The sequence below is a fragment of the Dolichospermum sp. FACHB-1250 genome (assembly GCF_014696335.1).
GTDB lineage: Bacteria > Cyanobacteriota > Cyanobacteriia > Cyanobacteriales > Nostocaceae > Dolichospermum > Dolichospermum planctonicum.
Map to the genome: position 1 here is coordinate 1 of NZ_JACJPZ010000033.1, position 23,735 is coordinate 23,735.

Here is a 23,735-nt window from a genome sequence, read left to right on the forward strand (position 1 = left end):
TGCGCTAATCGCTATTTTCTGAGTTTTGTAGTAGAAGTTGAACCCGTTAATATTGATGCCAAAAACCAAAGTATCGGTATTGATTTAGGAATAAAAACTTTTGCTGTAATGAGCAATGGAGAAAAAGCCCAAAGTCCTGATTACTCAAAATTAGACAGGAAGATTCGTAAACTTCAGAAAAAACTAGCAAGGCAACCCAAAGACTCAAAACGCAGTCATAAAACTCGAATTAAAATTGCGAAACTGCATAATCAAATCACTGATACTCGCAAAGACTTTCTTCACAAACTATCCACCAAAATTATTAGCGAAAACCAAGTTATTGTTTTGGAAGATTTGAATGTGTCGGGCATGGTTAAAAATCGCAAACTTACCAGGTCAATTAGTCTACAAGGGTGGAGGCAATTTAGAACTTTATGCGAAGGTAAAGCAGAAAAGTTTAATAGAGATTTCCGTGTTATTAGTAGATGGGAAGCAACAAGTCAAATTTGCTCTAAATGTGGATACAAATGGGGCAAACTTGATTTAAAAATTCGGTCGGTTAAGTGTTTAAATTGCGGAACTGAACACGACCGAGATGAAAATGCTGCTAAAAATATAAATAAAGCCGGGATAGGTCATTGCCACGGCTCTAAACGGACGCAGAGACAGAATAAGACTACTTCGGTTAGCGTCAGTCAGTGAAGCGTCAAGTGTTTCCCCGCTTCTTTAGGACGGTGAGTATGTCAAAATTTGCTCTCTATTTGCAGAGAAACTTTTTTTTCCGAATTGGCGACAAGTTTAATCTATCTTTGCTAAATCCTTACCATTTTACGACCCTTATTTAAAGATTGTTATAAGTTAGTAGTAAAATGTATTTATATATACTTTTTTTTTCGAGCAGTTAAAAAACAATCTACATATAGATTCTGAATGCAGATTAATCATCTGTAGCCATAGAAGTTACCAAGGTTGAACCTATAAATAAACATAGTTTCAGCCATATTTCTCCGTAGTTTTCAGTCATGTTTTTTGCCAGTGTAGTTGACAAAAAAACAGAGTTATTGAATAACTAATCTTGTGAATTAAGTGGTCATGTAAATCACGGAGATAGAGAAGACAAAAAAACATCTTATACCAACCATTATCTAAGATAATGACTAGTAACTACCTGGTTTATTGCTTATGAAAACTCGATACGTCATTCGTCACTTGGTCGAAAAAGCCCTACATATCAGAAAATTAACACCAGAAATAGAAAATGAGATTAACTCAGAACTGACAAAACTGGGTCATATATCTGATGTTGACTATGAAGCCTTAGAATTACTGATGGCAGAAATGGACGCTGGTAGGGTACAGTTAGTTCCTAGCTGGGGATAGCCTGATAACTCCAGTTGTGAGTGAAAGCATGGGAAAACAAAGGAGAATTTTCCTGGACCATAGGCCAAGCCGCTTTATTTGTGTTATAATGCTAAAGTGAAAAATCTGTAAGCAACGCCACAAGTATTTTCAGATAAAAATACGGCGTACCCCAATCTTCAGATTGGATAGTCTATACAGAGGTAAATAACTGTTAAGCAGCTGCTCAACAGTAACTATATTCTAGTAAATCAAGGATAAAAGAGCAAAAAATCGTGTCAGTCGAAACCATTGAGAAGCGTTCTACATCCCGCCAGCTCGCGCCTCGATATCGCGTTTTGCTTCATAATGATGATTACAATTCCATGGAGTACGTAGTTCAAGTGCTAATGACTACCGTTACTAGCATTACTCAACCCCAGGCTGTTAGTATCATGATGGAAGCTCACCATAACGGGTTAGCTTTGGTGATTAGTTGCGCTCAAGAACACGCGGAATTTTATTGTGAAACACTCACAAACCATGGTTTGATTAGTACAATTGAACCCGATGAATAATCATTGGTCATTGGCCATTGGTCAATAAGGATGAAAATTAATCTCACTCACCTTACCCAATACCCGGTTTATGTAAGGCTGGTTTGCTTTATACTAGCCTTACTGTTGTTGTGGCTACCCCTAGCTGTACCAATTTATTGGTTAGTTCCAGATTCTAATTTAGAAAGTATCTTGACAATTGTGATATTATATGTCGAGTTTATTTTGCTGCTGAATATCTGGGGGAAAAAAGTCTATCAAAAACCAGGAATATTCAGCCGTTATGGGTTAGAATTTACACGCTTTAATGGTATAGAACTCTTCCAAGGGTTGACCATAGGATTAATTAGTGTTTTAGTCTTATTTAGTTTAGAAGCTGTCCTAGGTTGGCTAGTATGGCAACAACCCAAAGCATTTTTAGGGAAAATAATATTAGAAGGTTTATTAGTTGGTTTTGGTGTAGGTTTTGCAGAAGAACTATTATTCCGGGGTTGGTTACTAAATGAACTACAAAGAGATTATAAATTAAATACTGCCCTTTGGATAAATGCAATTTTATTTGCTGTAACCCATTTCATTAAACCCTTAGAGGCAATTATTCACACTTTACCACAGTTTCCGGCCTTAGTGCTATTGGGTTTAACCCAGGTATGGGGAAAACGTTGGAAACGGGGACGTTTAGGCTTACCTATTGGTTTACATGGTGGACTAGTTTGGGGTTATTATATCATTAATGTTGGACAATTAACCCAATATTCGGGACAAGTTCCTGATTGGGTAACTGGTGTGAATAATAATCCTTTGCAGGGAGTTATGGGAGTATTATTCATGGCTGGACTAGCTTGGTGGATAGGTAGTCAACAATTAAAAAGGCCAAATTAACCTATAGCTAATTAAGGTAAATACTTTTGTACCACCGTCCAACCACTCAGCGATACCCAAATAAAGCCCGGTAATAATAATAGATTACAACCAAGATGTAAAGGTCTAGCCCAAGACTTGCCCGTACTAATTTGCGTGGCGCTAAAAGCAGATACTAAAACTAATATCACCACTATTAACCCAGCCCCTAAATGTGGAGAATGTCCTAAAGAACCAAAATGTCCCAAAGTACCCACAATACCAACTGCTAACAGGAGTAAAACTAGACTAACCATAGTCAAGCCGATGATATAATGCAGCAATAGCACTTGACCACGATGCCACGGTAATATAATCTCCATGGGGACTTTGAGAGTAGTTTTAACCCGCAACATCCAAATACCAGTGATTGCTAAAAACAAGTATGCCATCAAAGATAACCCCATTGACCAGGCGGCTATTTTCCATAACCATAGAAAAGAAGGTAAGTGCATAAAAAACAGTTCAGTTCGTACTGGTAGTTGTTTTGAGCGTGTAGCGGGATAATTAACTATTCCTTTTCAGCAAGTCTTAAAGAATCTGCGTGTCTTTAGACCGCAGAGCGTCAAGATGTTTAATGAGTTTAACCTAAACAGGCAACTCACCAGCATTACGAATATTTTCCAAAATTAACCCAGAAGTAGTCCGTTTAATTAAACCAGTTAAAACGTTACCAGGACCAATTTCCACAACCTTCTCAACACCATTTTCTGGGAATTGTAAGGAAATTTCTCGCCAACGCACAGGTCCTGTCATTTGTTGAGAAAGGCGCTCTTTCAAAGTTTTTGCTTCTGTGGCTGGAATTGGGTCAACATTAGATAAAACTGGGACAGTTGCTGACTGAAAAATCACTGAGTCTAAAACTTCTTGAAATTCCGTTGCTGCTGCTTTCATTAAATGGGAATGAAATGCTCCTGAAACCTTTAAAGGAATAGCCTTTCTGGTTTTGACTCGAGACGTGACAGCTTGCACAGCTTCAGGTGTGCCAGAAATTACGACTTGAGTAGGACTGTTATCATTTGCCAAAACTACATTAGGTGTTTCACTAATAACTTTTTCCAACTCCTCTCTATTAAAGTTTACCAGTGCGGCCATCATCCCGCCAGCAGCACTTTCCATCAGTTCCGCCCGCCGCTTTACTAAGTATAAACCAGCAGACCATTCAAAAACTCCTGCAACATAAAGAGCGATATATTCCCCTAAACTGTGACCTGCAACTAAGTCTGGTTGCTGTCCTTTTTCTCGCAATATATCAGCAATTATACTTTCGATGACATATAAACTCGGCTGGGTATAAAGTGTCCGTGATAAAGTGTCAATGTCGCTTTGACAGATATCTATCACAGACCAGCCCAAAATGGCCTCAGCTTGAATAAATTTTTCTTTGGCAGATGGTAGATTTAATAGGTCTACTCCCATGGACAATGCTTGAGAACCTTGTCCGGGAAACACCCATGCAGTTTTAGTCATTTGTTATTAATCAGTTGTCAGTTGTCAGTTGTCAATTATCTTCCCCATTGGAAAATGGCCGCACCCCAGGAAAGTCCAGCCCCAAAACCAGAGATGGCAATGATATCATTAGTTTTGATTTTTCCCTCTCGCACCGCTTCATCTAAAGCTAGGGGAATAGAGGCGGCAGAGGTGTTACCATAGTTAGCAACATTGCTGATTACTTTATGTTCAGGAATATTCAAGCGTTCAGCAACGGAATTAATAATTCTTTGATTTGCTTGATGTAATATTAGCCAGTCTATATTTTCCACTCTCAGGTTAGCTACAAATAGGGCTTTATCTATTACTTCGGGAACTTTTTGGACAGCAAAGCGGTAAACTTCTTTTCCATTCATGGTCATGGGCTGATATTTGCCCGTAGATACATGAATATCCCCTGTCAGTTCTACACTAGAGCCATGATAGGACAGATTCAGATATTGGTTTTGAGAACCGTCGCTTTTCAGGGAAAATCCTAATAAGCGATCGCTTTTACTCGCTTGTAATACCACTGCTCCAGCCCCATCACCAAACAATACACAACTGCGTCTATCCTGCCAATCTACCCAGCGAGAGAGGATATCTGCCCCAATCAAGAGTACATTCTGATAAACACCTGTTTTAATGTATTGTGCCGCCGTTACCAAACCGAAGACAAAACCGGAACAAGCAGCAGTTAAGTCAAAGGCCACTGCTTTGACAGCACCTAACTCACTTTGAACACGGCAAGCACTGCCAAAGAGATCATCCGGGGTAGATGTGGCCAGCAAAATTAAGTCTATGTCTGCTGCTGTAATTCCTGCTGCTGCAATAGCCTGTTGACTCGCAGCGGTGGCTAATAATGTGAGTGAGTCAGCGGGTAATGCTAACCGTCGCTGACTTATACCTGTTCTAGAAGTAATCCACTCATCTGATGTTTCCACCAATTGAGTTAATTGTTGGTTATGTAAAACCGTTGCTGGGACTGCTGAACCACTGCCTGTAATTGCTATGCCGCTGGCTAAAAAATTTTGCACTTCTTAATATCCTCAGTTGTCAATTGTCAGTGATTAATTGTCAATTGTCTTGTTTGTAAGCATTAATAACGAGTACCAATGACAATTCCAATTTGAGTTATCAAATTAGGGATTTTCATCCCTAATCTAAAATTGGATGACAATTGACAAATAGCTGTTAGCGATAATTTCCATAGTTGAGAAATACCAACTAACTACTTTCATTTTGCAGAATTTGATATTGGGATTGGAGTCTTGTTAACACCTGATTATCTACAGCTTCCTTAGCCATGCGAATGGCGCTAAAAATAGATGGTGCTTGGGAACTACCATGACCAATAAAACAAATACCGCTAACACCTAAAAGCAAAGCCCCTCCATGTTCAGCGTGATCCATGCGCTGTTTAACGCGCTTGAGGTTGGGTTTTAAAATTGCTGTCCCGATTTGACCATGTAGCCCTTGGGGTAATTCTTCTCGCAGAATTTGCAGAATTACACCTCCGACTGCTTCGGCAAATTTTAGTAAAATATTACCCACAAAGCCGTCACAGACAATCACATCAAATTCACCGGATAATACATCGCGTCCTTCTGCATTACCAGTAAAATTAATTTGAGTATTTTCCCTTAACAATTGGTGGGCGCGAAAAACCACTTCATTACCCTTGGTATCTTCTTCGCCAATATTCAGTAAACCTATTTTGGGGTTTTCTGTTCCCAAAACATACTGACTGTAAATTGAACCCATGACTGCAAACTGTTCCAAAAATTTAGGGCGACAGTCTACATTCGCACCGACATCCAGTATCATTACTGGTTTACCGACTTTGATGGTGGGGAATACTGTAGCAATGGCTGGACGGTCTATTCCCGGTAATCTTCCTAATCGCAGCAAAGCCGAGGCCATGGCCGCCCCAGAGTGTCCCGCAGAAAATACCGCATCTGCTCGTTTATTTTTGACTAAATCCATCGCTACATTGATAGAAGATTCTCGCTTACGCCTAACTGCGTTGAGAGGCTCTTCATCCATAGCGATCGCTTCCTTAGCAGGAACAATCTCCAAGTCCGCCATATTAGTTTTTGGCGGTATTACAGCCTCAATTCCTTGGGGATCTCCGACCAATAATATTTTCACACCCAATTCTTCTCTCGCCCGCAGTGCGCCAGCGACAATTTCAGCGGGTGCATGATCTCCCCCCATCGCGTCAATTGCGATTCTTACACCTGTCGATCCCATTGCTCAGAGCTTATAGAAACCTTACAAATTTTATCAGATTGTAATACTTAAAAATGCAAAATTCTCAAAAAAGCCATCAGAAATTATCGGGAAGTAGGTTCAGAACCCTAGAATCAAAATCTAGATAGCATCAAAGCACCAGATTTATCTCCCAGTGACCTATCAAACCTCCCCACGGTAAGCACACAACAACAACTAATGGTACAACCCGCTTAAAATTAGCCTTGGGCATCTGCTAGTTAGGGAAAATGTCTGATAGCCCAGGATGTCCATGATTAAAGGATTTACAGAATTACAACAGAAAATTACTCACCAATGAAATGACCCATTACCCATTACCAGCCCCAACTAGATAACTAGTAACTTGAGTTATTAATTAACAATCGTGTTAGCATTGATGACAGAATTAAGCTGTGGACATCCATAAGTTTGCATAAATACTTATTAGCAGGCATTAACTCTACCTATTTTTACTAAAATTACGGCACTCCAAAGAACAAAGATGATATTTACAGTTCCCAATAAGTACAACTTCTTAGGCCGGTTTTACCGATTAACCAGTATCAGCGTTCTCAGTAACATGATGATTCCTTTAGCTGGTTTGGTAGACATTGCTTTTTTAGGACATTTAACAGATATTCGACATTTAGCAGGAGTAATTTTAGCAACTATTCTCTTTGATTATCTTTATCGAGTATTAAAATTTATCCGTTCTAGCACTAATGCCATTACCGCTCAAGCAGTAGGCAAAGATGATAATAAGGAGGTAATTTTAGCTGGTTTACGTAGCGGTTTAATTGCTTTATTCCTGGGTTTAATTATTATTTTATTACAGTATCCTTTACAAAAAATTGGCTTTTTTATTTTAAGTGGGTCTTCAGATATCGAAGCTGCTGGAGTTGATTATTTTTATGCACGAATTTGGGCAGCACCGGCTGTACTACTCAATTTTGTTTTATTCGGTTGGTTTTTAGGTAGAGAAATGAATTGGGTAGTCTTATTAATGTCAATTGTGGGTAATGGTTCTAATGTATTATTAGATTACTTAATGATTTTTCAATGGGGTTGGGCAAGTACAGGAGCCGGTTTAGCAACAGCATTAAGCCAATATTTAGCCTTAATTGTCGGCTTAATATGGATGGTTTTTACTATTCCTTGGCAAACCGTACCAGCCGCTATTAAGGAATTATTTGATTGGGTAGCTTTGCAAGGAACTGTTGCTTTAAAAGGTAATATTTTGATCCGTTACATATTATTGATTTCTGTCTATTCTATCTTTACTAATTTAAGTGCCACCATGGGAACAACGATCTTAGCACAAAATGGTTTATTGTTACAAATTGCCATTTTAAGTCAGTTCACCATTAATGGTGTCGGACTAACAGTGCAAACTATGACAGCTAATTTTAAAAGTAAAGGTAATACCCAAGAAATGATACCTTTATTGATAGTTGCTGGACTGACTAGTTTAGTCATAGCATTAGGGTTTGCTGGCACATCTATCTTATTTCCTAATCAGATATTTGGATTATTAACTAATCATGCAGAAGTTAATCAAGATATTAATCAATATACGATTTGGTTACTTCCGGTTTGCGTAGTTACAGGTATAACTTTTGTTTTAGAAGGTTATTTTATCGGTTTAAGAGAAGGTGCAACTTTGCGGAATGTAGTATTATTATCTTTTGCAGTAGGTTTCATGCCACTAGTAATTGCTGCCTGGTATTTTCATAGTAATCATTTATTGTGGTCTACTTTAGTCTCTTATATGGCAGGTAATATGCTTTTACTAGCTGTATCTATCCCCCGAACCTTGAAAGATGAAAGTTTACAAAATCAGCCATTAATTTCTAGTTGATAGTCCAGAATTCTCGTTCCCAGTCTCCAGACTGGGAATACAGGGCTATCAAAGTTTAACTTAACACCCAATTTACTAAAGTTCTGACACCAAAACCGGTCGCCCCTGCACCGTTATAGCCATTTTCCTTATCAGCCCACACAGGACCGGCAATATCTAAATGCGCCCAAGGAGTATCCTTAACAAACTGTTTGAGAAACAAAGCAGCAGTAATAGAACCGCCATAACGAGGTCCTGTATTCTTCATATCGGCAATACCAGATTTCAGCCCATCAAAATATTTATCTTCCATTGGTAAACGCCAAATTTTCTCACCAGCTGCTTCTGCGGCTGTTTGGAGTTGGGAGGCCATAGCATCGTCCGGTGTAAATAAACCAGCAATATCTTCACCCAAAGCCACCACACAGGCACCTGTAAGCGTAGCTAAATCAACGATCGCATCTACACCCAATTTATCAGCATATACCAAGGCATCAGCCAAAGTTAAACGCCCTTCAGCATCGGTGTTATTCACTTCAATGGTTTTGCCATTTGAGGCGGTTAAGATGTCTCCAGGGTGCATAGCCTTACCGCTAATCATATTTTCGGTGACGGCTGATATAAAGTGAACCTCCACATCTGGCTTTAATTGTCCAATCACTTTAGCAGCGCCCAGAGTAGCCGCAGCACCACCCATGTCAATTTTCATGGTTTCAATACCGCTACCAGCACCCTTAATATTTAAACCACCAGAATCGAAAGTTAAACCTTTACCAATAATAGCCAACTTGCGTCTAGGTGTGGTAGCTGGTTTATAAATTAGGTGAATGAATTTAGGAGGTAATTCGGAAGCCTGGGCTACTCCTAAAAATGCCCCCATACCTAATTTTTCACATTCTGCCTGTTCTAGAATCTCTAATTCTAACCCATATTCGTGAGCGATCGCCCCAGCAGTTTCGGCCATAGTAATCGGTGTCACTGCATTAGCTGGGGCTGCTACTAACTGCCGTGCTAAAATGACTCCAGAAACAATTTGATTAGCGCGGGTAATAGCTGTTTCTTGTCCTGCTAAACCCAGTAAATCAATAGTTTCAATATTGGGGCTTTTATCTTCTGGTTCAGACTTAAAGCGAATATCTTGGTAAAGTGCTAATTCTATACCTTGAGTAATAGCTTGGGCTGTAGCGGCTGGATCATTGTTCCATAGTGGTAAACTAACTCCCAGGGTTTTAGTTTTCTGCTTTTTAGCAGTGCGTGCAACTGTGGCCGCAACTCGTCCCAGGGTTTCTAATTGTAGCGCCTCTGGTTTACCTAAGCCAACTAAAATCACCTTTCGTACCAAATTACCCGCGCCTACTCTCGTAAAGATGGTACTATTGACTTTACCAGTAAATTCTTCTTCAGCAATTAGTTCTGTGAAGATTCCAGCCAATTTCTGGTCTAAAGTCGCCAAATCACCCGTTAATTGTACTGCATCTTCAAATAAGCCAATTGCTAAAGTATCGCCCGTCCAGTCAAGTAAAGTCTTATCCGTAGGTTGAATCGTCATTTTTGTAAGTTCTGCTTATCTTCCTTCTTGTACCAGTATTGCTCAAATTTTCTGAATTATGCAGGTTTCATGCAACGTTTTCACAATCTGGTAAAATTGGAATAGAGTTGAAAAATTCCCAATTTACAAAATTTTATCAATTTTTGGTAGTCTGTTGCTCAAAAAAGGATCAAAAAATTATTAAAATGTCTCAAGAAACAACCCCACCCCAATTACCACCAACAAGTGCTATTGAGAATGTTACCAATGTAGCATTTGAAAATTGGTTTGAATATCCAGTCAGGGCCCAACCCCATCACACTGACTATGCTGGTATTGTTTGGCACGGTACTTATTTAACTTGGATGGAAGAAGCACGGGTAGAATGTTTACGTTCTATCGGCATTGAATTTGCTGATTTAGTAGCTTTAGGTTGTGATTTGCCCGTAGTGGAGTTGTCAATTCGTTATCATCGTTCCGTGCAATTGGGGATGCCAGTCATAGTAAAAACACGGATGAATGAGGTGACGGGAGTGCGTATGAACTGGGATTATACTATTGTTTCTCCTGATAACCAGGATTTATATATTACCGCTCAGGTGACATTAGTGGCTTTAGATCGGGAAAAGGGTAAAATTATGCGTCAGTTACCACCTGCATTTCAAGATGCTTTAGCAAAGATTTCAGGCTCTCGAAAAATTGGGTAATTGATTGGTAATTGGTAGTTTTACTTCTTTGCTGGTGTTTGGGAAAAGGTTTGAACAAACTGGCTGATTTGATGCCAAATATCTTGGGGAGTAATATGGAAACCAAAGTATAATAACATGACAATAGAGGCACAGAGCAGGGCGGTTTTAATGGTAGTTTTGATTAATTTCCACAGAATCATAAAAACTATCCAAGCTACTATTAATGTAATAATCATAACGTTAGGTGATAGGGAATAAACGACAAGGGGTATGAACGGGTATTGAGTTTGTTTCCAAAATAAACTATTTACTGTGCTCTGTCACCTATTTTTGGGAAAAATGACATCTTTCTTAGGGATAGTTGAAAATTTATCGTCTAATTTACCACTAGACAAAGGAAATTATCCTATCCCATTTAATTTTCACCAGATATCTATTTTGGCAATTGATTTTTAGCAAAGTTGCGTTAGAATGGCGATTAAGAGAAATTTTCTGGTGCTGCATTGAGTGACCAAAAACTTATGATACAAGCCCCGTCCTTCTAGGACGGATTGGCGATTATTGTGGTAGAATTTTGTTTAGTCGCCTTATGGCATTGGGAGACTTTAAACGAACGTCGAGGGATGGTAAGACTATTTCGATAGCACAACCCAATGAAGCGTTAAGGAATCCTCTCTCATGAAAGGAAGAGAAGGTATGTCAATTGATTCACTACCTGTGATACTCACGGGTGCGAAGGCAAAGATATAAGAGTGCAACTTCTAAAATTGTATCCCGGATCAACTCTGCTGCTGATTACAAACCACTCTCTCTTTAGCTACCTTGTGAATTGATGACTAACAATAGCTTTTGTTAGCTTCTCGATTCATTGATAGATTCTATCCCTTAAATGAGACTTGCTTTTATTGCGGGCTTTTGTGCAATTACTACAGAAGCGAGAGCGGCTAGTATTAAAATATACTACATAAGTAATGACAGAGATTAAAAAGCTGCCAAAATTCTTGTCAAGATGACTCAGTGGGTTGTTTGCACTTAGCTAGATTTTCTGGTGTAAACACGGATAGCAAATCCATTGCTAAAGGCAGGTTTGTTTCCCTCAGCAGACGGTCAAACCAATGTGTAATAGACCGTGTCTAACGGAAGTTTCTAAAAAGTGATCAAGTGCTTGCCATTTAGGTACAGTCAACTTTAGCTGATGAAACGTTAACATTGGGACAGATATCTACGGATATCCAAAGTTTAAATAGCAGCGTATAGTATGGTAAATCGGCCAAGGAAGGTTGATTCAAGTTCTTAAACTATATTCTGTTCAGGAGTGATCTGGTGTGTAAACCCCATCACAGTATGATTAGCTCTCCAAACTAAAGCAGAGCTGCAAATTGGAAGTTTTTATTACTAGTAGCACCTTGTAGCAGTGACTGTAGAAGGGGGATAACAGAGAACTTTCTGGTGATTCCCACCAGTGCTGCCAGTTTTTGAGGAAATTGAATGCCAAAACAAATTATCATCGCGGAGCAGCATCAAATCGCTGCTGTATTTTCTGAAGATCAAATACAAGAACTCGTTGTAGCTACTGGTCATCACCAAATTGGTGATATCTATTTAGGTGTAGTAGAAAACGTATTACCTGGGATAGATGCGGCTTTTGTCAATATCGGCGACCCGGAGCGCAACGGTTTTATTCACGTCACTGATTTAGGTCCATTGAGGCTGAAACGAAGTGCAGCAGCAATTACAGAACTGTTGACACCACAGCAAAAAACCTTAGTGCAAGTGATGAAAGAGCCAACAGGCTCAAAAGGTCCCAGGTTGACAGGGAACATTACCTTACCTGGCCGTTATGTGGTGTTAATGCCCTATGGACGGGGTGTAAATTTATCGAGACGCATTAAGAGTGAAAGTGAGCGTAACCGTCTCAGAGCTTTGGCAATTTTGGTGAAACCAGCAGGGATGGGTTTGCTAGTACGCACAGAAGCAGAAGGGAAGCCAGAAGAAGCAATTATTGAAGATTTAGAAGTGCTGCAAAAGCAGTGGGAAATTGTTCAACAAGAAGCAGTAACCTCCCGCGCGCCGGCTCTACTGAATCGTGATGATGACTTTATTCAGCGCGTACTCAGGGATATGTATGGTAGTGATGTGAATCGCATTGTTGTTGATTCCAGCACGGGATTAAAACGGGTGAAACAATATTTACAAAACTGGAGTGGTGGACAAACGCCCCAGGGATTGCTGATTGATCATCACCGCGATCGCTCTCCGATTTTAGAATATTTCCGCATTAATGCCGCTGTCCGTGAAGCCCTCAGACCAAGGGTAGATTTGCCATCAGGTGGTTATATTATCATCCAACCTACGGAAGCTTTAACCGTAGTAGATGTTAACTCTGGTTCTTTCACCCGTTCTGCAACCGCTAGAGAAACAGTGTTATGGACAAACTGTGAAGCTGCTGCGGAAATTGCCCGTCAGTTACGTTTGCGGAATATTGCGGGTGTGATTGTGGTTGATTTCATTGATATGGAATCCCGACGCGATCAAATGCAAGTGTTAGAACACTTTAACAAAGCTCTCAAAGCTGATAAAGCCCGTCCACAAATTGCCCAATTGACCGAATTAGGTTTAGTTGAACTAACTCGCAAGCGTCAAGGCCAAAACATTTATGAATTATTTGGCGAACCCTGTCCCGCTTGCGGTGGTTTAGGACATACTGTGAGATTACCGGGAGAAACGGAAAACCGCCTGCCCATTCCGTCCACAGATATACCAGAACGGTTTGGAAGTATGCCGCCAAAAGAACCACGTTTAGCTACTCGCATACCTGATATCGGTAGCATGACTGCCGCTATACCACGAGATACTTACGATGGCTTTGGGGAAGGATTTGAAGGTGAACCAGAATTTAGTCCCCTGCATCTGATCAATCATCCTAGTTACCAGGAATTAAATGATAGCAAGCGCCGTACCCGTACCCGTCGCCCCAGAACGGGTGTCAATCCAGCTAATGGTAAAGATGAACCCCGATCTGGGCTAACTCCCCTAGCTTTTGTTAATGATTCAGATTTAGACTTGGAAGAGGTTGAACTACCAATACCAGAAATCTCTTCACCTACTATTAATAAATCTGGTTGGACAGAAAGGCCAGAACGGGTAAAAGTCAAACTAGAACCGATTAAAGTAGAACCACCGGAGATTATCACTGTGGAAATGTCAGCAAAAGAACAAGATACTTATGCTGAAATGGGAATTTCTCCTTTACTCAAGTTAGATCGTGAGGGGAAAAGTTCTAGATCGGTGATTATTAATGTTGTTCAACCAGGAGAATTACCAACTGAACTAACTGAACTAACTGAACTAACTGAAATAACTCAACTAACTCAACCAACTCAACCAACTCAACCAACTCAACCAACTCAACCAACTCAACCAATTATTAGTGAAACGGAAAATTCTGATAGCTTCAGGCATACAGTCATTCCTGCACATAAGAAAGTACCAACCCAACAAACCCTTGAGCCGGAAATTGAATCTTCATTAACTATCGTCCCAGAATTGACAATAATTCCCGGGGAAACTGAATCTGAAACTGACTCTTCTAACACTTTCACTTCCGTGCCTAATCGTCGCCGTCGTCGTCGTTCATCAGCCATGGATGCAGATGGTTTTAGCCAAGATTGAAGTCAATACCCTAAAAGGATTTTAGATTGTGTTCTGCTTGAAATCGGCCTTTGTAATTGGACTATGATTTGAGGGAACTCTTAACAGACAAAAATCACAAAAATCACAAAAATCACAAAAATCACAAAAATTACGTTTTGACTTTTTTATGCAAGAAATCAAACCAGCAGCCGGGAATAATTCGAGTTGGTTAGAGTTTTCTAGCTACTCGGATATTCAGGGTGCGGTTTTAGGTGTTGATGAGGTAGGACGAGGTGCTTTATTCGGTCCGGTGGTTGCAGCAGCGGTTATATTACCAGTAGAAGCTTTATCAATTCTAATGGTAGAGAATATTAATGACAGCAAAAAGTTGTCTAGTTCCCGCAGAACTAAGCTGGCTGAAAAAATTACGACTCTGGCTTTAGACTGGAGAATCGGTTATGCGACAACGGCGGAAATAGATGAGTTGAATATTTTACAGGCAACTTTATTAGCAATGCGGCGTGCTATAGTCAAGTTGCGGGTAAAACCTGCACTGTGTTTAATTGATGGTAATCAGTTGGTAAAGAATTTACCAATACCACAAGTAAGTATCGTCAAAGGTGATGAGCGTTCGCTGAATATTGCCGCAGCTAGTATCATGGCCAAGGTTTGGCGTGATGATTTGCTACAGCGTTTGGCATTGAAATACCCTTGGTATGATCTAGAAAGGAATAAAGGTTACGGAAGCCAGCGTCATTTACTAGCACTCCAACAATATGGACCTTCACCTTTACATCGTCAATCTTTTCGCCCTTGCCAAATTCAGCACTAAACTACTTGTGAGGTTCAAAATTGTTCATAAGGCTTGCACCACGCTGCCGCTATCAGTAGTGTGGTGATCAGTCCCTAAGTCTTTTGTGGCTTGGTTGCACCAATGGCGATAATCTGATAGAAGATGATGTAATAATCTTTGCTTAATAGTTAACAACACACTTTTGAGCAATCCATTACCTGTAGCTTCTAAAATTGATTTGGGTGTCAGGGAAAATGGTTGGGGTATGGCGATTAAAACTTCTAAATCTGCTTTCCCTTGCAGGTAAGTACCACTACTGAGTTCAACTGGCGATAAATAACCTTTTAAATTCAGATCAAACCTTTCGTTAATATACTCGAAACCCATAATTTCACAACCGAGCGATCGCAAATAAATCGTTCCGCTTGCATCTGCCCAAACTCTCATATCTACCGTTGGCTGAATACTCAGTGACATAAAAGACAGAGGACGCATTTTCAACCGAAACACTTCCTCCGACAACTGCTGAATTCTGGTATTATCAGCCAAGGTATTCACCAACCGTTGAGGCTGACGGAGGTAGTGACCAATAGGAATAGAATGCTTAGGGACGGAAATTTCAACGGACTCAGAGGCAGTAAACTTGGTAACCATAAGCAAATTCAACCATCTGTTTAATTAATTATCAGTCAAAATCGTCAAATTTAAAAGTATGAATCTAAAAATCGCACATTTAGGTCCACCGGGTACTTATGCTGAACAAGCTGCCTTTTTTTATCTCAATTGGTTGCAAACTTATGAGGGTATTACCGCTCAACAAAGTTTTGAACTATGTCCCTATCCTACTATAGCTCAATCATTACAAGCGGTAATCAAAAGAATTGCAGAAATAGCTGTTGTCCCGGTGGAAAACTCCATTGAAGGAAGTGTCAACATGACACTAGATAGCTTATGGCAATTAGATAATTTAAAAATTCAATTAGCTTTAGTTTTACCCATCCAACATACATTAGTTTCCAGATCCACTAGCTTAGATAATATTAAAACTGTTTATTCTCATCCTCAAGCTTTAGCTCAATGTCAAGGGTGGTTATCACAGTTTTTGCCAAATGTCAACTTGATTGCTAGTAATTCGACGACGGAAGCGCTACAGAGATTAGAAGCAGAACTAACAACAGCGGCAATTTCCTCTAGTCGTGCGGCACAACTGTATAATTTACCTATTCTTGCCCAGGGGATTAATGATTATCCAGAAAATTGTACTCGGTTTTGGGTAGTTAGCACAGAGGAAAATAATACTATTGATTGTACACATACATCCTTAGCTTTTAGCGTACCAGCTAATGTACCAGGTGCATTAGTGAAAGCACTAGAAGTATTTGCCAGTTTAGGCATTAATCTGAGTCGCATTGAATCGCGGCCTACAAAACGTTCTCTGGGGGAATATTTATTTTATTTGGACATAGAAGCGGATGTAAATGCAGTGATGATGAAATCTGCTTTAGGGGAATTACAAAATTATACAGAAATCTTGAAAATTTTTGGCAGCTATAGAGTCTTACCAATTAGTTAGTAAAGTAGCCACTAGCGCCGAGTTGTATCGCCATTTTTCTATGTTTATCAGCACCGCGAGAGGTGAGCATGGCAACATTTAAGTGATTAATAGTACCATCACATCCGAAATTCTCTCTATCCCTGAAGGCTAATCGCCCTAGCAAGTCGGCGATTTTTAACCATGCCCGACACATTCAAATCTTCCAAACTTAGAAAGACGGGGCTTGTGTCCCATTTTTTTGGTCAACAGTAGGAGAAGCTGGGCTTTGCCAAAATTTAGATGTCTTACCTTGGGAGAGATCAATGATTTCTCCCACGTCAGCAATGGGCATAATCATCCCATCACCAAGAACTGTGGCACCTGCTAGACCAATAGGTTTAGATATTGGTCCTTCAAATTGCTTAATGACAATTTCCTGTTCACCCAAAACCTGGTCAATCTGTAAACCAAGCATCGTATTACCTGAGCGGACAACGAGTACGGAAATCATGTCATTATTTCTGTTCATGATTAATGCTTCACCAGAACCAAACTGACGATTAAAAACTAAAATGTCTTTGAGGGGTTTGACAGGAAGTTTGATACCTCGCCAGACAATAAATGATTCTTCATTAATATCTTGTTGGATTTTTTGGGAATTGGCGGGGATATTTAGAGTATCCTCCACACCATCTATTGGGAAAGCAATTTTAAATCTATCACAGGCGCATAATAAAGCTCTACAAATACTCAGAGTCTGTGGGAGAAAAATGGTAAAGGTAGTTCCTCTACCTGGTGTGGAGTCAGTGGTAACTCTACCACGAATCTGGCTAATATCATTTTCAACGACATTCAGACCCACACCCCTACCTTTGATATCATCTACCCCATCAGCGGTACTAAAGCAGGGGAGGAATAAAAGCTTATAGATATCAAAACGAGACATCGTTTTTGCCTGTTCAAACGTAATAAAACCTTTTTTGATGGCCTGATTTTTAACTTCTTGATGATCAATACCAACACCATCATCACTTACAGAAATAACGGTTTGGTTTACCTCCTGTAGGGCGCGAATGCTAATGATTCCTGTAGCTGATTTACCAACAGCTTGGCGCACTTGAGGGGTTTCAATTCCATGGGCGATCGCATTATTGAGGATATGAGTCAAAGGATATGTAAGATGATCTAAAATCATCTTATCAATCAAAGTATGGACTCCTTCCGTTACCAACTCCACTTGTTTGCCATACTTAATAGCATTATCCCGCACTCCTGGTCGCAAGCGATCAATCACTTGACTAAATGGAACCATCCGTGCTTTTGTTAGTCTTTCTTGTAGTCTACTGGTTGCTTGTCCCAACTGTCGGGTTACCTGTTCTATTTTTTCAGTAACAAATTCAATATCACTGGCTGACTCCCGAACTCCGACGATAAACTCAATCATTTCTTGGGCTAGAACATGGAAAGGCGTAAACTGGTCCATTTCGATTTCGCTAAACCCGACATGATCACCATTGTCACGGGAGCGATAACGAGAATTAGAGGCGATATTATGTTCTCTAGCGCGACGACTGGATAGGAGAGATGTTTTCAGAAGCGATCCCTCGTAGTATTCCTGCATTCTTATTCCCGCCTCTGAAAGATGCTGTACCTCAGCCAGCAGGGTATCCACTGACTGTCTTAGACGTTCATGATCCTGCTCTAGGGTGTTGCGATTTACCACCAACTCCCCGACCAAGTTGCTTATATCATCCAGTTGTTTAACGGGAACTTTTATGGTTTCCAATTCTCCCATTGTCTCACGAGTTCTATCACCTGGGATTTTGCTAGTAGCAGTTTTCCGTGATGTTGCATTGCTACCCGATAATTTTTGATACCTACTCCTTGGGGATAAATCGGACTGTGTTAACAAATTTTCCGACTCACTAAACTCATCTTCTGGTCTCAATAAAGAAAAAGGATTTTCCGACTCGACTACAGCAGATTCACCAATTACTAGTGGCTTTGAGCTAATCTGCGGTGCATTATCTTCATTTTTTCTACTCATTTCTTCATCTTCTAAGAGGAGTAAATCACTTAAATCCTGATGATTATCCTCAATTTCATTATCAGTAATTAGTAGTTGATAGTTAGTGATATCTTTTAATATTTCTTCTTCTTGCCAATTATCATCTAAAGCGTATATATCAGTTTCAAATAAATCAGCAAAGCTATTTAACTCATAAATTCCCACCTGACGATGATCATGATCAATAAATTGTAATGACTCCAGTTTTTTTCTATGTTTATTCAGCCATTTTGACATCAAAACTTCTGATTCTTGCTCTGATAAACCAACCGGATGACTAAGATTATCTATCAGGGTTTTTAATCTGTCACAGATATCCAGTAGTAAAGACTCTAAATTCAGGTCTATTTTAACAGGATGTTCTTGAAGAATCCTGAACCAATCCTCCAGACAGTGGGATGTGTGCTGAATACTGCTGAGACCTAACATAGATGCAGCACCTTTGATGGAATGGGCTGCGCGGAAGACTTCATTCATCATTTCCGAATTTCTTAGGGTAATTTCCAGATTCAGTAATCTTTGTTCAATGGTATTTAGCTGTTCTCTGGCATCTTCGAGAAAGTAACCTAAAATTTCTTGTTCTTCTTGCTGCATAGTCATTGTCTTAAATAAACAAATCATTCTCTTTGACTTGCGGTACTGATACCATCGTCAAGTCTCACCTGATTCTGGGTTAGATTCCACTCGGAAGCGTTCCACAGAGATAATCAAGTTGCGGGATACTCCCACTAAATATTGCAAAGCTTGAGCAGACCGCTGTGCTTCTTGAGAAGTTTCCTGGGCTGTTCGCTCTACAGATTGCATTACTTGTGCTACACCGCGAGAAGTTTCCCTTTGTTCTCCAGTATCATTAGTAATTGAGCGTACCAACATATCAATGTGATTTGCCACTTGAATGATATTATCTAGCGATCGCTTGGACTCTTCGGCTAATCTAGTTTGGTGAATTACCTGTTGTGTTCCCTCTTCCATAGCCATCATCACCGAGCTAGTTTCACCTTGAATTTGCATGACAATCTGTTCAATTTCCCGCAAGGACTTGGCTGATTTATCTGCTAACTGACGAACTTCATCAGCTACAATTGCAAACCCTCGTCCTGCTTCTCCCGCTCTTGCTGCTTCAATACTGGCATTGAGCGCGAGTAAGTTGGTGCGGGAAGCAATCTGACTAACTAGAGCCACGATAGAGTTGATTTCTTGGGATGATTCTCCGAGTCTTTTCACTTTTCGGCTAGTTTCCGCCACTGTTTGCCGCAGTTCCAAAATCCCTACCACAGTATTTTCTACTACTTCTCCTCCTCTTTGGGCGATTTTACTTGCTTCACAGGCTACAATTTCGGCCTCTCTTGCTGCTTCTGCTACCCGTTGGATGGAATTGTTCATTGCCTGTACGGAATTCAACGCCACAGCTAATTCTTCTGCTTGTCTTAAGGCCTCCATAGATAAGTTTCTCACAAAGGTTTCTGAGGTGCTGGCAGCTTTTGTGACATCGTGTGCTGACACTTTTACCTGTTGCACAATATTTTGAAGATTTTGAATGATCAGATTAAAGGCATCAGCTACCGCTCCCAGTCCTTCGGCTGTCACTTCGGCTCGCACTGTCAAATCTCCCTTGGCTGCCCCTTCTACCTCATCTAGAAGGCGAATTACTTGACTTTGCAGATTTTCTTTAGTTTCTTTTTGTTCAATAGCAAGACGAGCATTGTCTTGTGTTTTTGCGACCATAGACTGCACCATATTATTAAAATCAGTGGCTAACTGCCCTAATTCATCTTTTGAATAGACTGTGGCTGCCACATTGAGATTACCTTCACCTATAGCATTAAACTGACTTTGTAAATCCTTCGTGCTGCGGCTAATTTTTTTGACCATGAAATTAGTCATAAACCAGGCGGTAACTGCACCTGTAGCTCCTGCGGTTAGAGGAATTAATAAAGGCATTAACCAGTTTGTATTTCTAATTGATTCCCGTTGTTTCACAGGTGTTGTGAAGTTCGCCAAGGCACTAACAATCACTACAGCCATAACTGATACAACGCCTACAGTTCCAGCTATCCACCATTGTTTTTTCTCTAAAGAAGCATTTTCAAAGCATCCAAATAAACTTTTTTCAAGACCTACATTGGTTTCTATTTTGGCAACTTCTGATGGGGTGATATAAACGGGAATCACTTCTTGAGCTGCACTAATCGTCAATAATTCTTGATCATTATAGATTCTTTCATGAGCAAATGACTCATCAATATTTAAAACATTTTCAGAACTATCTAGGGATTCTGACAGCATTCCCATGAGTTCATGACTATCATCTTCAATAAATTCAAATACTGGTATATCACCGAGATTGTCAAATTCATCAAGGTCGTTTAAAACCTCTCTATCATTATGAATATCTCCGCCAGAAATCAATATTTTGCCAGTCATGTTTGCTTGATTTTCCCCATCGAAAGCGGCTACAAACGCTTCTAAATCAAATTTATTATCGTTATTTTTTTCTGATGATAGCCTGCGTGGCGTAGTCATGTAGTTAAGATTAAACTCCTGTTTTGGTACTATATAATTGTTGGTAAAGGAAACCCCTTTGGAGTTATCTTTTTGGCTGGGGTTAAAGTCTTCCAAAAAAGGTGAATAGCTGTCATCACCATCACTCATTATTGAACTTTCATTAGCTAAATTACTATGATCTGATATCGGATTACTTGTGATATCTTCTGGAATTAAGACAAAGGGATCATCACTCCTAGCCGCCGGTCGCTCCACAAAATTGCTGTCTAATTCGCCAATAATTGTATCAATTATTTCATCACCAGCAAGAAACGGATTTTCCAGCGAATCTAGGGGTGGTTCATATTCTGCAAAGGAATTAAGTTCACAAATATCGCCAGATTCCTCTTCACTTATCAACGGTTCATAAGATAAAGCCTCTGTAACATCGTCTTGAGAAACCTGTTGTTGATATACTGTTTTGTCCTGATTATAAGTTGGATCTTGATCATCTGTAGGTTTTGCCATTGCCTCTCTCCCAAGTTTATTCTGACCACCGCGCACTTCGTAAAATTGTTACTTGATCTAATAGTTGCAAATACTTCTTTTCTTTTTCTGTATCAAATACATAAGCACCACGCAAAAACTCAGCCTGATGATCTGGTACATGATTGAGTGGCTTCAGATGCCTTATATCCAGCCAGTCTATTCCAGAAAGTTCTGCGACTCCTAAGCCTAGTAACGTGTCTTGATCTTCAATGACAATTATGGGTATTTCTGAGCAATCTGTGTTTAATGGGGTTGTTTCACCCAGAAATTGCCCCAAATCAGCGACCCAAATCAAACGCCCCCGTAAATTTAGCGTACCTAAGAGTAAGGGGGATGTATTAGGAATTTGTGTAATCCGATCTGGACTAAGTTCAATTACTTCCCGGATTCCCGTGGCTGGAAATGCAAACTCCTGACCTGAAGGTAGATAAAACCGCAAATGTAGCTCACATAATAATCCTATCTCGTCACCATGTCCTGGAGGATTTTCTAGTTGTAATTGGGGAGAGAATTGATCTTGCCCAGGGTCAGTTAAAAACTCCGAGTTGCTAACCATATTGCTTTTATCCTTATCCTCGCAAGAGTTGTTTGACTGTTCCCACCAATTCAGTTTCTTTAAAGGGTTTACCTATGTAGGCATCTGCCCCTTGCTTCATCCCCCAATAGCGGTCAAATTCTGTACTTTTAAAAGAACACATCAGCACAGGAATATTTTCGGTTTTAGGATCGGATTTTAAGCATCGGCAGAGTTCATAGCCATTCATGCGGGGCATAAAAATATCCAAAACAACTAAATCGGGAGGTGTGTTTTGAATCACCTGTAAAGCCTCTACTCCGTCTGCGGCTTGGGTGACTGTTAAACCACTAGCTTTGAGGAGGTTTGTGATTATCATTCTTTGGGAGACACTGTCTTCAACAATGAGAACTGTCATCATAACTGTTGATTTACATTTTGATTCAAATGTGCTGTTAGGCAATATAACTTGCTTTGACGGCAAAAGGAAACTATATAAATTAACTCGATCGTTTCACTAACTTACCATACAACGTCAGTTGCTAGTAGAACATGAGAATTTTACCTGCTTTGGGAGTAGGCGCACCAAAGAGATTGTTAGTTAGCTATCACAGATATCAATAACAGTGCTGCCCCTGTTGCCAAAATGGACATAATTCCTGTTAATCCCGCTAAGGGTTTTTTATTTTTACCTGTCACCCATTCAGAAACTTTATCCGTATAAGTAATTAATTCTGCTGTATCTATGGTAGCAATAGCCCATACCCAACCAGCATGAAGTCCCCATGCTATTCCTAAATTCTGGCCATCAGCTAATCTAGCCAATACTAATACCATGCCCATTAACCATAGTCCAGGAAGTTGAGGAATAGTTTCTTTTTGTTCCCATACCAAATGTAAAATGGCAAAAACTAAGCTAGAAATAATTGCCGCTAACCAAATTGAATAATTCTGCTCTAATTTGCTCAATAAAAATCCCCGAAATACAAGTTCTTCTATTCCTCCTACAAACCAAGCCACTAAGAAAATTGTCAGGAAACTAGATTGTATTAACTTGATATTAGGTTTTTCTAAATAGCACCAACCCAGACAGATTTGACCAAAGAATACTATAGCTAAAATGAAAACACCCAAGCTAAAACCAAGTAATAAAGAACGGAAAATTTCTATTTTCCCTACTAATCCATAATCAGAAAAAGAACCCAAGTTCAACCATTGAAATCCCCACAGAATTAGGGGGACTAATAAGTAAAGAGACACCAATAAAGGAACTTTTTGCTCTGGTTGCAAAGATTTGTGTATTTGCCAATTCCAGGTAATGGCTAAAATTGCTACTAATGGCAACCAACAACCTACCCAGATCATAAAAAAAGCCATGACCAAAAATACTGGTGTATGTTTAAGCAACTCCAGCAAAATATTGGCCGATGATTCTAAAAATGACAGTAGAATAGACATAAAAAACACGGCTAACTTCCCGCAAAAATATATTTCTTGATTAATAATCAAGACTCTACCAGAATTTGTCAATCATGGAAGAGTCCAAATTGTTTTTTATGTCTTATGCCACTGAAATTATTTAACTACAGCTAAGTAGTAGCTGTAG

Annotated in this window: 22 protein-coding genes; 9 read left to right on the forward strand and 13 right to left on the reverse strand. The window is 39.8% G+C overall.

Going from position 1 to position 23,735, the window contains the following annotated elements; all coding sequences use genetic code 11:
- The 4 genes from H6F39_RS12940 to H6F39_RS12955 form a co-directional block, all read left to right on the forward strand.
- Positions 1 to 684, forward strand: a 684-nt coding sequence (locus tag H6F39_RS12940) for an RNA-guided endonuclease TnpB family protein (protein ID WP_190396822.1), incomplete at its 5' end; no start/stop codon positions are given.
- Between the two features lie 480 nt (positions 685 to 1,164).
- A complete protein-coding gene (locus H6F39_RS12945) occupies positions 1,165 to 1,362 on the forward strand; it encodes a hypothetical protein (RefSeq protein ID WP_137908621.1) in 198 nt (65 codons plus the stop codon).
- 254 nt (positions 1,363 to 1,616) lie between these two features.
- The gene (gene clpS / locus H6F39_RS12950) at positions 1,617 to 1,898 is read left to right on the forward strand and encodes an ATP-dependent Clp protease adapter ClpS (protein WP_137908622.1); all 282 of its coding nucleotides are present in this window, start codon (positions 1,617 to 1,619) and stop codon (positions 1,896 to 1,898) included.
- A gap of 30 nt (positions 1,899 to 1,928) precedes the next feature.
- The gene (locus H6F39_RS12955; protein ID WP_190372424.1) at positions 1,929 to 2,759 is read left to right on the forward strand and encodes a CPBP family intramembrane glutamic endopeptidase; all 831 of its coding nucleotides are present in this window, start codon (positions 1,929 to 1,931) and stop codon (positions 2,757 to 2,759) included.
- Between the two features lie 11 nt (positions 2,760 to 2,770).
- Here H6F39_RS12955 and H6F39_RS12960 read toward each other — a convergent pair whose 3' ends face one another.
- From H6F39_RS12960 to plsX, 4 genes are all read right to left on the reverse strand, one after another.
- Complete coding sequence (locus H6F39_RS12960) at positions 2,771 to 3,232, reverse strand: DUF4079 domain-containing protein (protein ID WP_190396823.1); 462 nt, start codon at positions 3,230 to 3,232, stop codon at positions 2,771 to 2,773.
- A gap of 133 nt (positions 3,233 to 3,365) precedes the next feature.
- Entirely contained in the window at positions 3,366 to 4,247 is an 882-nt protein-coding gene (gene fabD / locus H6F39_RS12965) for an ACP S-malonyltransferase (protein ID WP_190396824.1), read from the reverse strand.
- Positions 4,248 to 4,282: 35 nt separating this feature from the next.
- Entirely contained in the window at positions 4,283 to 5,284 is a 1,002-nt protein-coding gene (locus H6F39_RS12970; protein ID WP_190396825.1) for a beta-ketoacyl-ACP synthase 3, read from the reverse strand.
- A gap of 190 nt (positions 5,285 to 5,474) precedes the next feature.
- A complete protein-coding gene (gene plsX, locus H6F39_RS12975; protein ID WP_137908627.1) occupies positions 5,475 to 6,500 on the reverse strand; it encodes a phosphate acyltransferase PlsX in 1,026 nt (341 codons plus the stop codon).
- A 502-nt stretch (positions 6,501 to 7,002) separates the two neighbouring features.
- Between plsX and gntT the strand changes: the two genes are divergently transcribed.
- Entirely contained in the window at positions 7,003 to 8,358 is a 1,356-nt protein-coding gene (gene gntT / locus H6F39_RS12980; protein ID WP_137908628.1) for a guanitoxin biosynthesis MATE family efflux transporter GntT, read from the forward strand.
- A 55-nt stretch (positions 8,359 to 8,413) separates the two neighbouring features.
- On the opposite strand, the gene H6F39_RS12985 is transcribed toward gntT, so the two are convergent.
- Positions 8,414 to 9,886, reverse strand: a complete 1,473-nt coding sequence (locus H6F39_RS12985; RefSeq protein WP_190396826.1) for a leucyl aminopeptidase — start codon at positions 9,884 to 9,886, stop codon at positions 8,414 to 8,416.
- A 185-nt stretch (positions 9,887 to 10,071) separates the two neighbouring features.
- Here H6F39_RS12985 and H6F39_RS12990 point away from each other — a divergent pair, with 185 nt between their 5' ends.
- Positions 10,072 to 10,572, forward strand: coding sequence for a thioesterase family protein (locus H6F39_RS12990; RefSeq protein WP_137908630.1), 501 nt, complete (start codon positions 10,072 to 10,074; stop codon positions 10,570 to 10,572).
- Positions 10,573 to 10,592: 20 nt separating this feature from the next.
- Here the strand turns inward: H6F39_RS12990 and H6F39_RS12995 are convergent, their stop codons facing one another.
- The gene (locus H6F39_RS12995; protein WP_137908631.1) at positions 10,593 to 10,790 is read right to left on the reverse strand and encodes a hypothetical protein; all 198 of its coding nucleotides are present in this window, start codon (positions 10,788 to 10,790) and stop codon (positions 10,593 to 10,595) included.
- 1,252 nt (positions 10,791 to 12,042) lie between these two features.
- Between H6F39_RS12995 and H6F39_RS13000 the strand changes: the two genes are divergently transcribed.
- Both H6F39_RS13000 and H6F39_RS13005 read left to right on the forward strand, forming a co-directional pair.
- On the forward strand, positions 12,043 to 14,226 hold the full coding sequence (locus H6F39_RS13000; protein WP_190372418.1) for an Rne/Rng family ribonuclease: 2,184 nt from the start codon (positions 12,043 to 12,045) through the stop codon (positions 14,224 to 14,226).
- A gap of 148 nt (positions 14,227 to 14,374) precedes the next feature.
- Positions 14,375 to 15,019 (forward strand): ribonuclease HII, encoded by a 645-nt coding sequence (locus H6F39_RS13005; RefSeq protein ID WP_137908633.1) that lies wholly within the window; start codon positions 14,375 to 14,377, stop codon positions 15,017 to 15,019.
- Positions 15,020 to 15,043: 24 nt separating this feature from the next.
- Here H6F39_RS13005 and H6F39_RS13010 read toward each other — a convergent pair whose 3' ends face one another.
- Positions 15,044 to 15,634, reverse strand: coding sequence for a DUF1997 domain-containing protein (locus H6F39_RS13010; RefSeq protein ID WP_137908634.1), 591 nt, complete (start codon positions 15,632 to 15,634; stop codon positions 15,044 to 15,046).
- A gap of 58 nt (positions 15,635 to 15,692) precedes the next feature.
- Between H6F39_RS13010 and pheA the strand changes: the two genes are divergently transcribed.
- Complete coding sequence (pheA, locus tag H6F39_RS13015; protein ID WP_137908635.1) at positions 15,693 to 16,553, forward strand: prephenate dehydratase; 861 nt, start codon at positions 15,693 to 15,695, stop codon at positions 16,551 to 16,553.
- On the opposite strand, the gene H6F39_RS13020 is transcribed toward pheA, so the two are convergent.
- The 6 genes from H6F39_RS13020 to H6F39_RS13050 form a co-directional block, all read right to left on the reverse strand.
- On the reverse strand, positions 16,546 to 16,728 hold the full coding sequence (locus H6F39_RS13020; RefSeq protein WP_137908636.1) for a hypothetical protein: 183 nt from the start codon (positions 16,726 to 16,728) through the stop codon (positions 16,546 to 16,548). The two genes, pheA and H6F39_RS13020, sit on opposite strands and share 8 nt — an antisense overlap.
- A 15-nt stretch (positions 16,729 to 16,743) precedes the next feature.
- Complete coding sequence (locus tag H6F39_RS13025; protein WP_236097152.1) at positions 16,744 to 19,176, reverse strand: chemotaxis protein CheA; 2,433 nt, start codon at positions 19,174 to 19,176, stop codon at positions 16,744 to 16,746.
- Positions 19,177 to 19,233: 57 nt separating this feature from the next.
- On the reverse strand, positions 19,234 to 21,594 hold the full coding sequence (locus H6F39_RS13035; RefSeq protein WP_190372416.1) for a methyl-accepting chemotaxis protein: 2,361 nt from the start codon (positions 21,592 to 21,594) through the stop codon (positions 19,234 to 19,236).
- Positions 21,595 to 21,610: 16 nt separating this feature from the next.
- Positions 21,611 to 22,171 (reverse strand): CheW domain-containing protein, encoded by a 561-nt coding sequence (locus H6F39_RS13040; protein ID WP_190372415.1) that lies wholly within the window; start codon positions 22,169 to 22,171, stop codon positions 21,611 to 21,613.
- A gap of 13 nt (positions 22,172 to 22,184) precedes the next feature.
- A complete protein-coding gene (locus H6F39_RS13045; RefSeq protein WP_137908639.1) occupies positions 22,185 to 22,550 on the reverse strand; it encodes a PleD family two-component system response regulator in 366 nt (121 codons plus the stop codon).
- Positions 22,551 to 22,726: 176 nt separating this feature from the next.
- Positions 22,727 to 23,596 (reverse strand): type II CAAX prenyl endopeptidase Rce1 family protein, encoded by an 870-nt coding sequence (locus H6F39_RS13050; RefSeq protein WP_190372427.1) that lies wholly within the window; start codon positions 23,594 to 23,596, stop codon positions 22,727 to 22,729.
- Positions 23,597 to 23,735: the final 139 nt, after the last annotated feature.

Excerpts from the sequence above, each read along its gene's own strand:
- H6F39_RS12945 (WP_137908621.1), top strand. The coding sequence starts at position 1,165 with ATGAAAACTCGATACGTCATTCGTCACTTGGTCGAAAAAGCCCTACAT.
- H6F39_RS12955 (WP_190372424.1), top strand. The coding sequence starts at position 1,929 with ATGAAAATTAATCTCACTCACCTTACCCAATACCCGGTTTATGTAAGG.
- H6F39_RS12960 (WP_190396823.1), bottom strand. The coding sequence starts at position 3,232 with ATGCACTTACCTTCTTTTCTATGGTTATGGAAAATAGCCGCCTGGTCA.
- fabD (WP_190396824.1), bottom strand. The coding sequence starts at position 4,247 with ATGACTAAAACTGCATGGGTGTTTCCCGGACAAGGTTCTCAAGCATTG.
- plsX (WP_137908627.1), bottom strand. The coding sequence starts at position 6,500 with ATGGGATCGACAGGTGTAAGAATCGCAATTGACGCGATGGGGGGAGAT.
- gntT (WP_137908628.1), top strand. The coding sequence starts at position 7,003 with ATGATATTTACAGTTCCCAATAAGTACAACTTCTTAGGCCGGTTTTAC.
- H6F39_RS12985 (WP_190396826.1), bottom strand. The coding sequence starts at position 9,886 with ATGACGATTCAACCTACGGATAAGACTTTACTTGACTGGACGGGCGAT.
- H6F39_RS12990 (WP_137908630.1), top strand. The coding sequence starts at position 10,072 with ATGTCTCAAGAAACAACCCCACCCCAATTACCACCAACAAGTGCTATT.
- H6F39_RS12995 (WP_137908631.1), bottom strand. The coding sequence starts at position 10,790 with ATGATTATTACATTAATAGTAGCTTGGATAGTTTTTATGATTCTGTGG.
- H6F39_RS13000 (WP_190372418.1), top strand. The coding sequence starts at position 12,043 with ATGCCAAAACAAATTATCATCGCGGAGCAGCATCAAATCGCTGCTGTA.
- H6F39_RS13005 (WP_137908633.1), top strand. The coding sequence starts at position 14,375 with ATGCAAGAAATCAAACCAGCAGCCGGGAATAATTCGAGTTGGTTAGAG.
- H6F39_RS13010 (WP_137908634.1), bottom strand. The coding sequence starts at position 15,634 with ATGGTTACCAAGTTTACTGCCTCTGAGTCCGTTGAAATTTCCGTCCCT.
- pheA (WP_137908635.1), top strand. The coding sequence starts at position 15,693 with ATGAATCTAAAAATCGCACATTTAGGTCCACCGGGTACTTATGCTGAA.
- H6F39_RS13020 (WP_137908636.1), bottom strand. The coding sequence starts at position 16,728 with ATGTGTCGGGCATGGTTAAAAATCGCCGACTTGCTAGGGCGATTAGCC.
- H6F39_RS13025 (WP_236097152.1), bottom strand. The coding sequence starts at position 19,176 with ATGCAGCAAGAAGAACAAGAAATTTTAGGTTACTTTCTCGAAGATGCC.
- H6F39_RS13035 (WP_190372416.1), bottom strand. The coding sequence starts at position 21,594 with ATGGCAAAACCTACAGATGATCAAGATCCAACTTATAATCAGGACAAA.
- H6F39_RS13040 (WP_190372415.1), bottom strand. The coding sequence starts at position 22,171 with ATGGTTAGCAACTCGGAGTTTTTAACTGACCCTGGGCAAGATCAATTC.
- H6F39_RS13045 (WP_137908639.1), bottom strand. The coding sequence starts at position 22,550 with ATGATGACAGTTCTCATTGTTGAAGACAGTGTCTCCCAAAGAATGATA.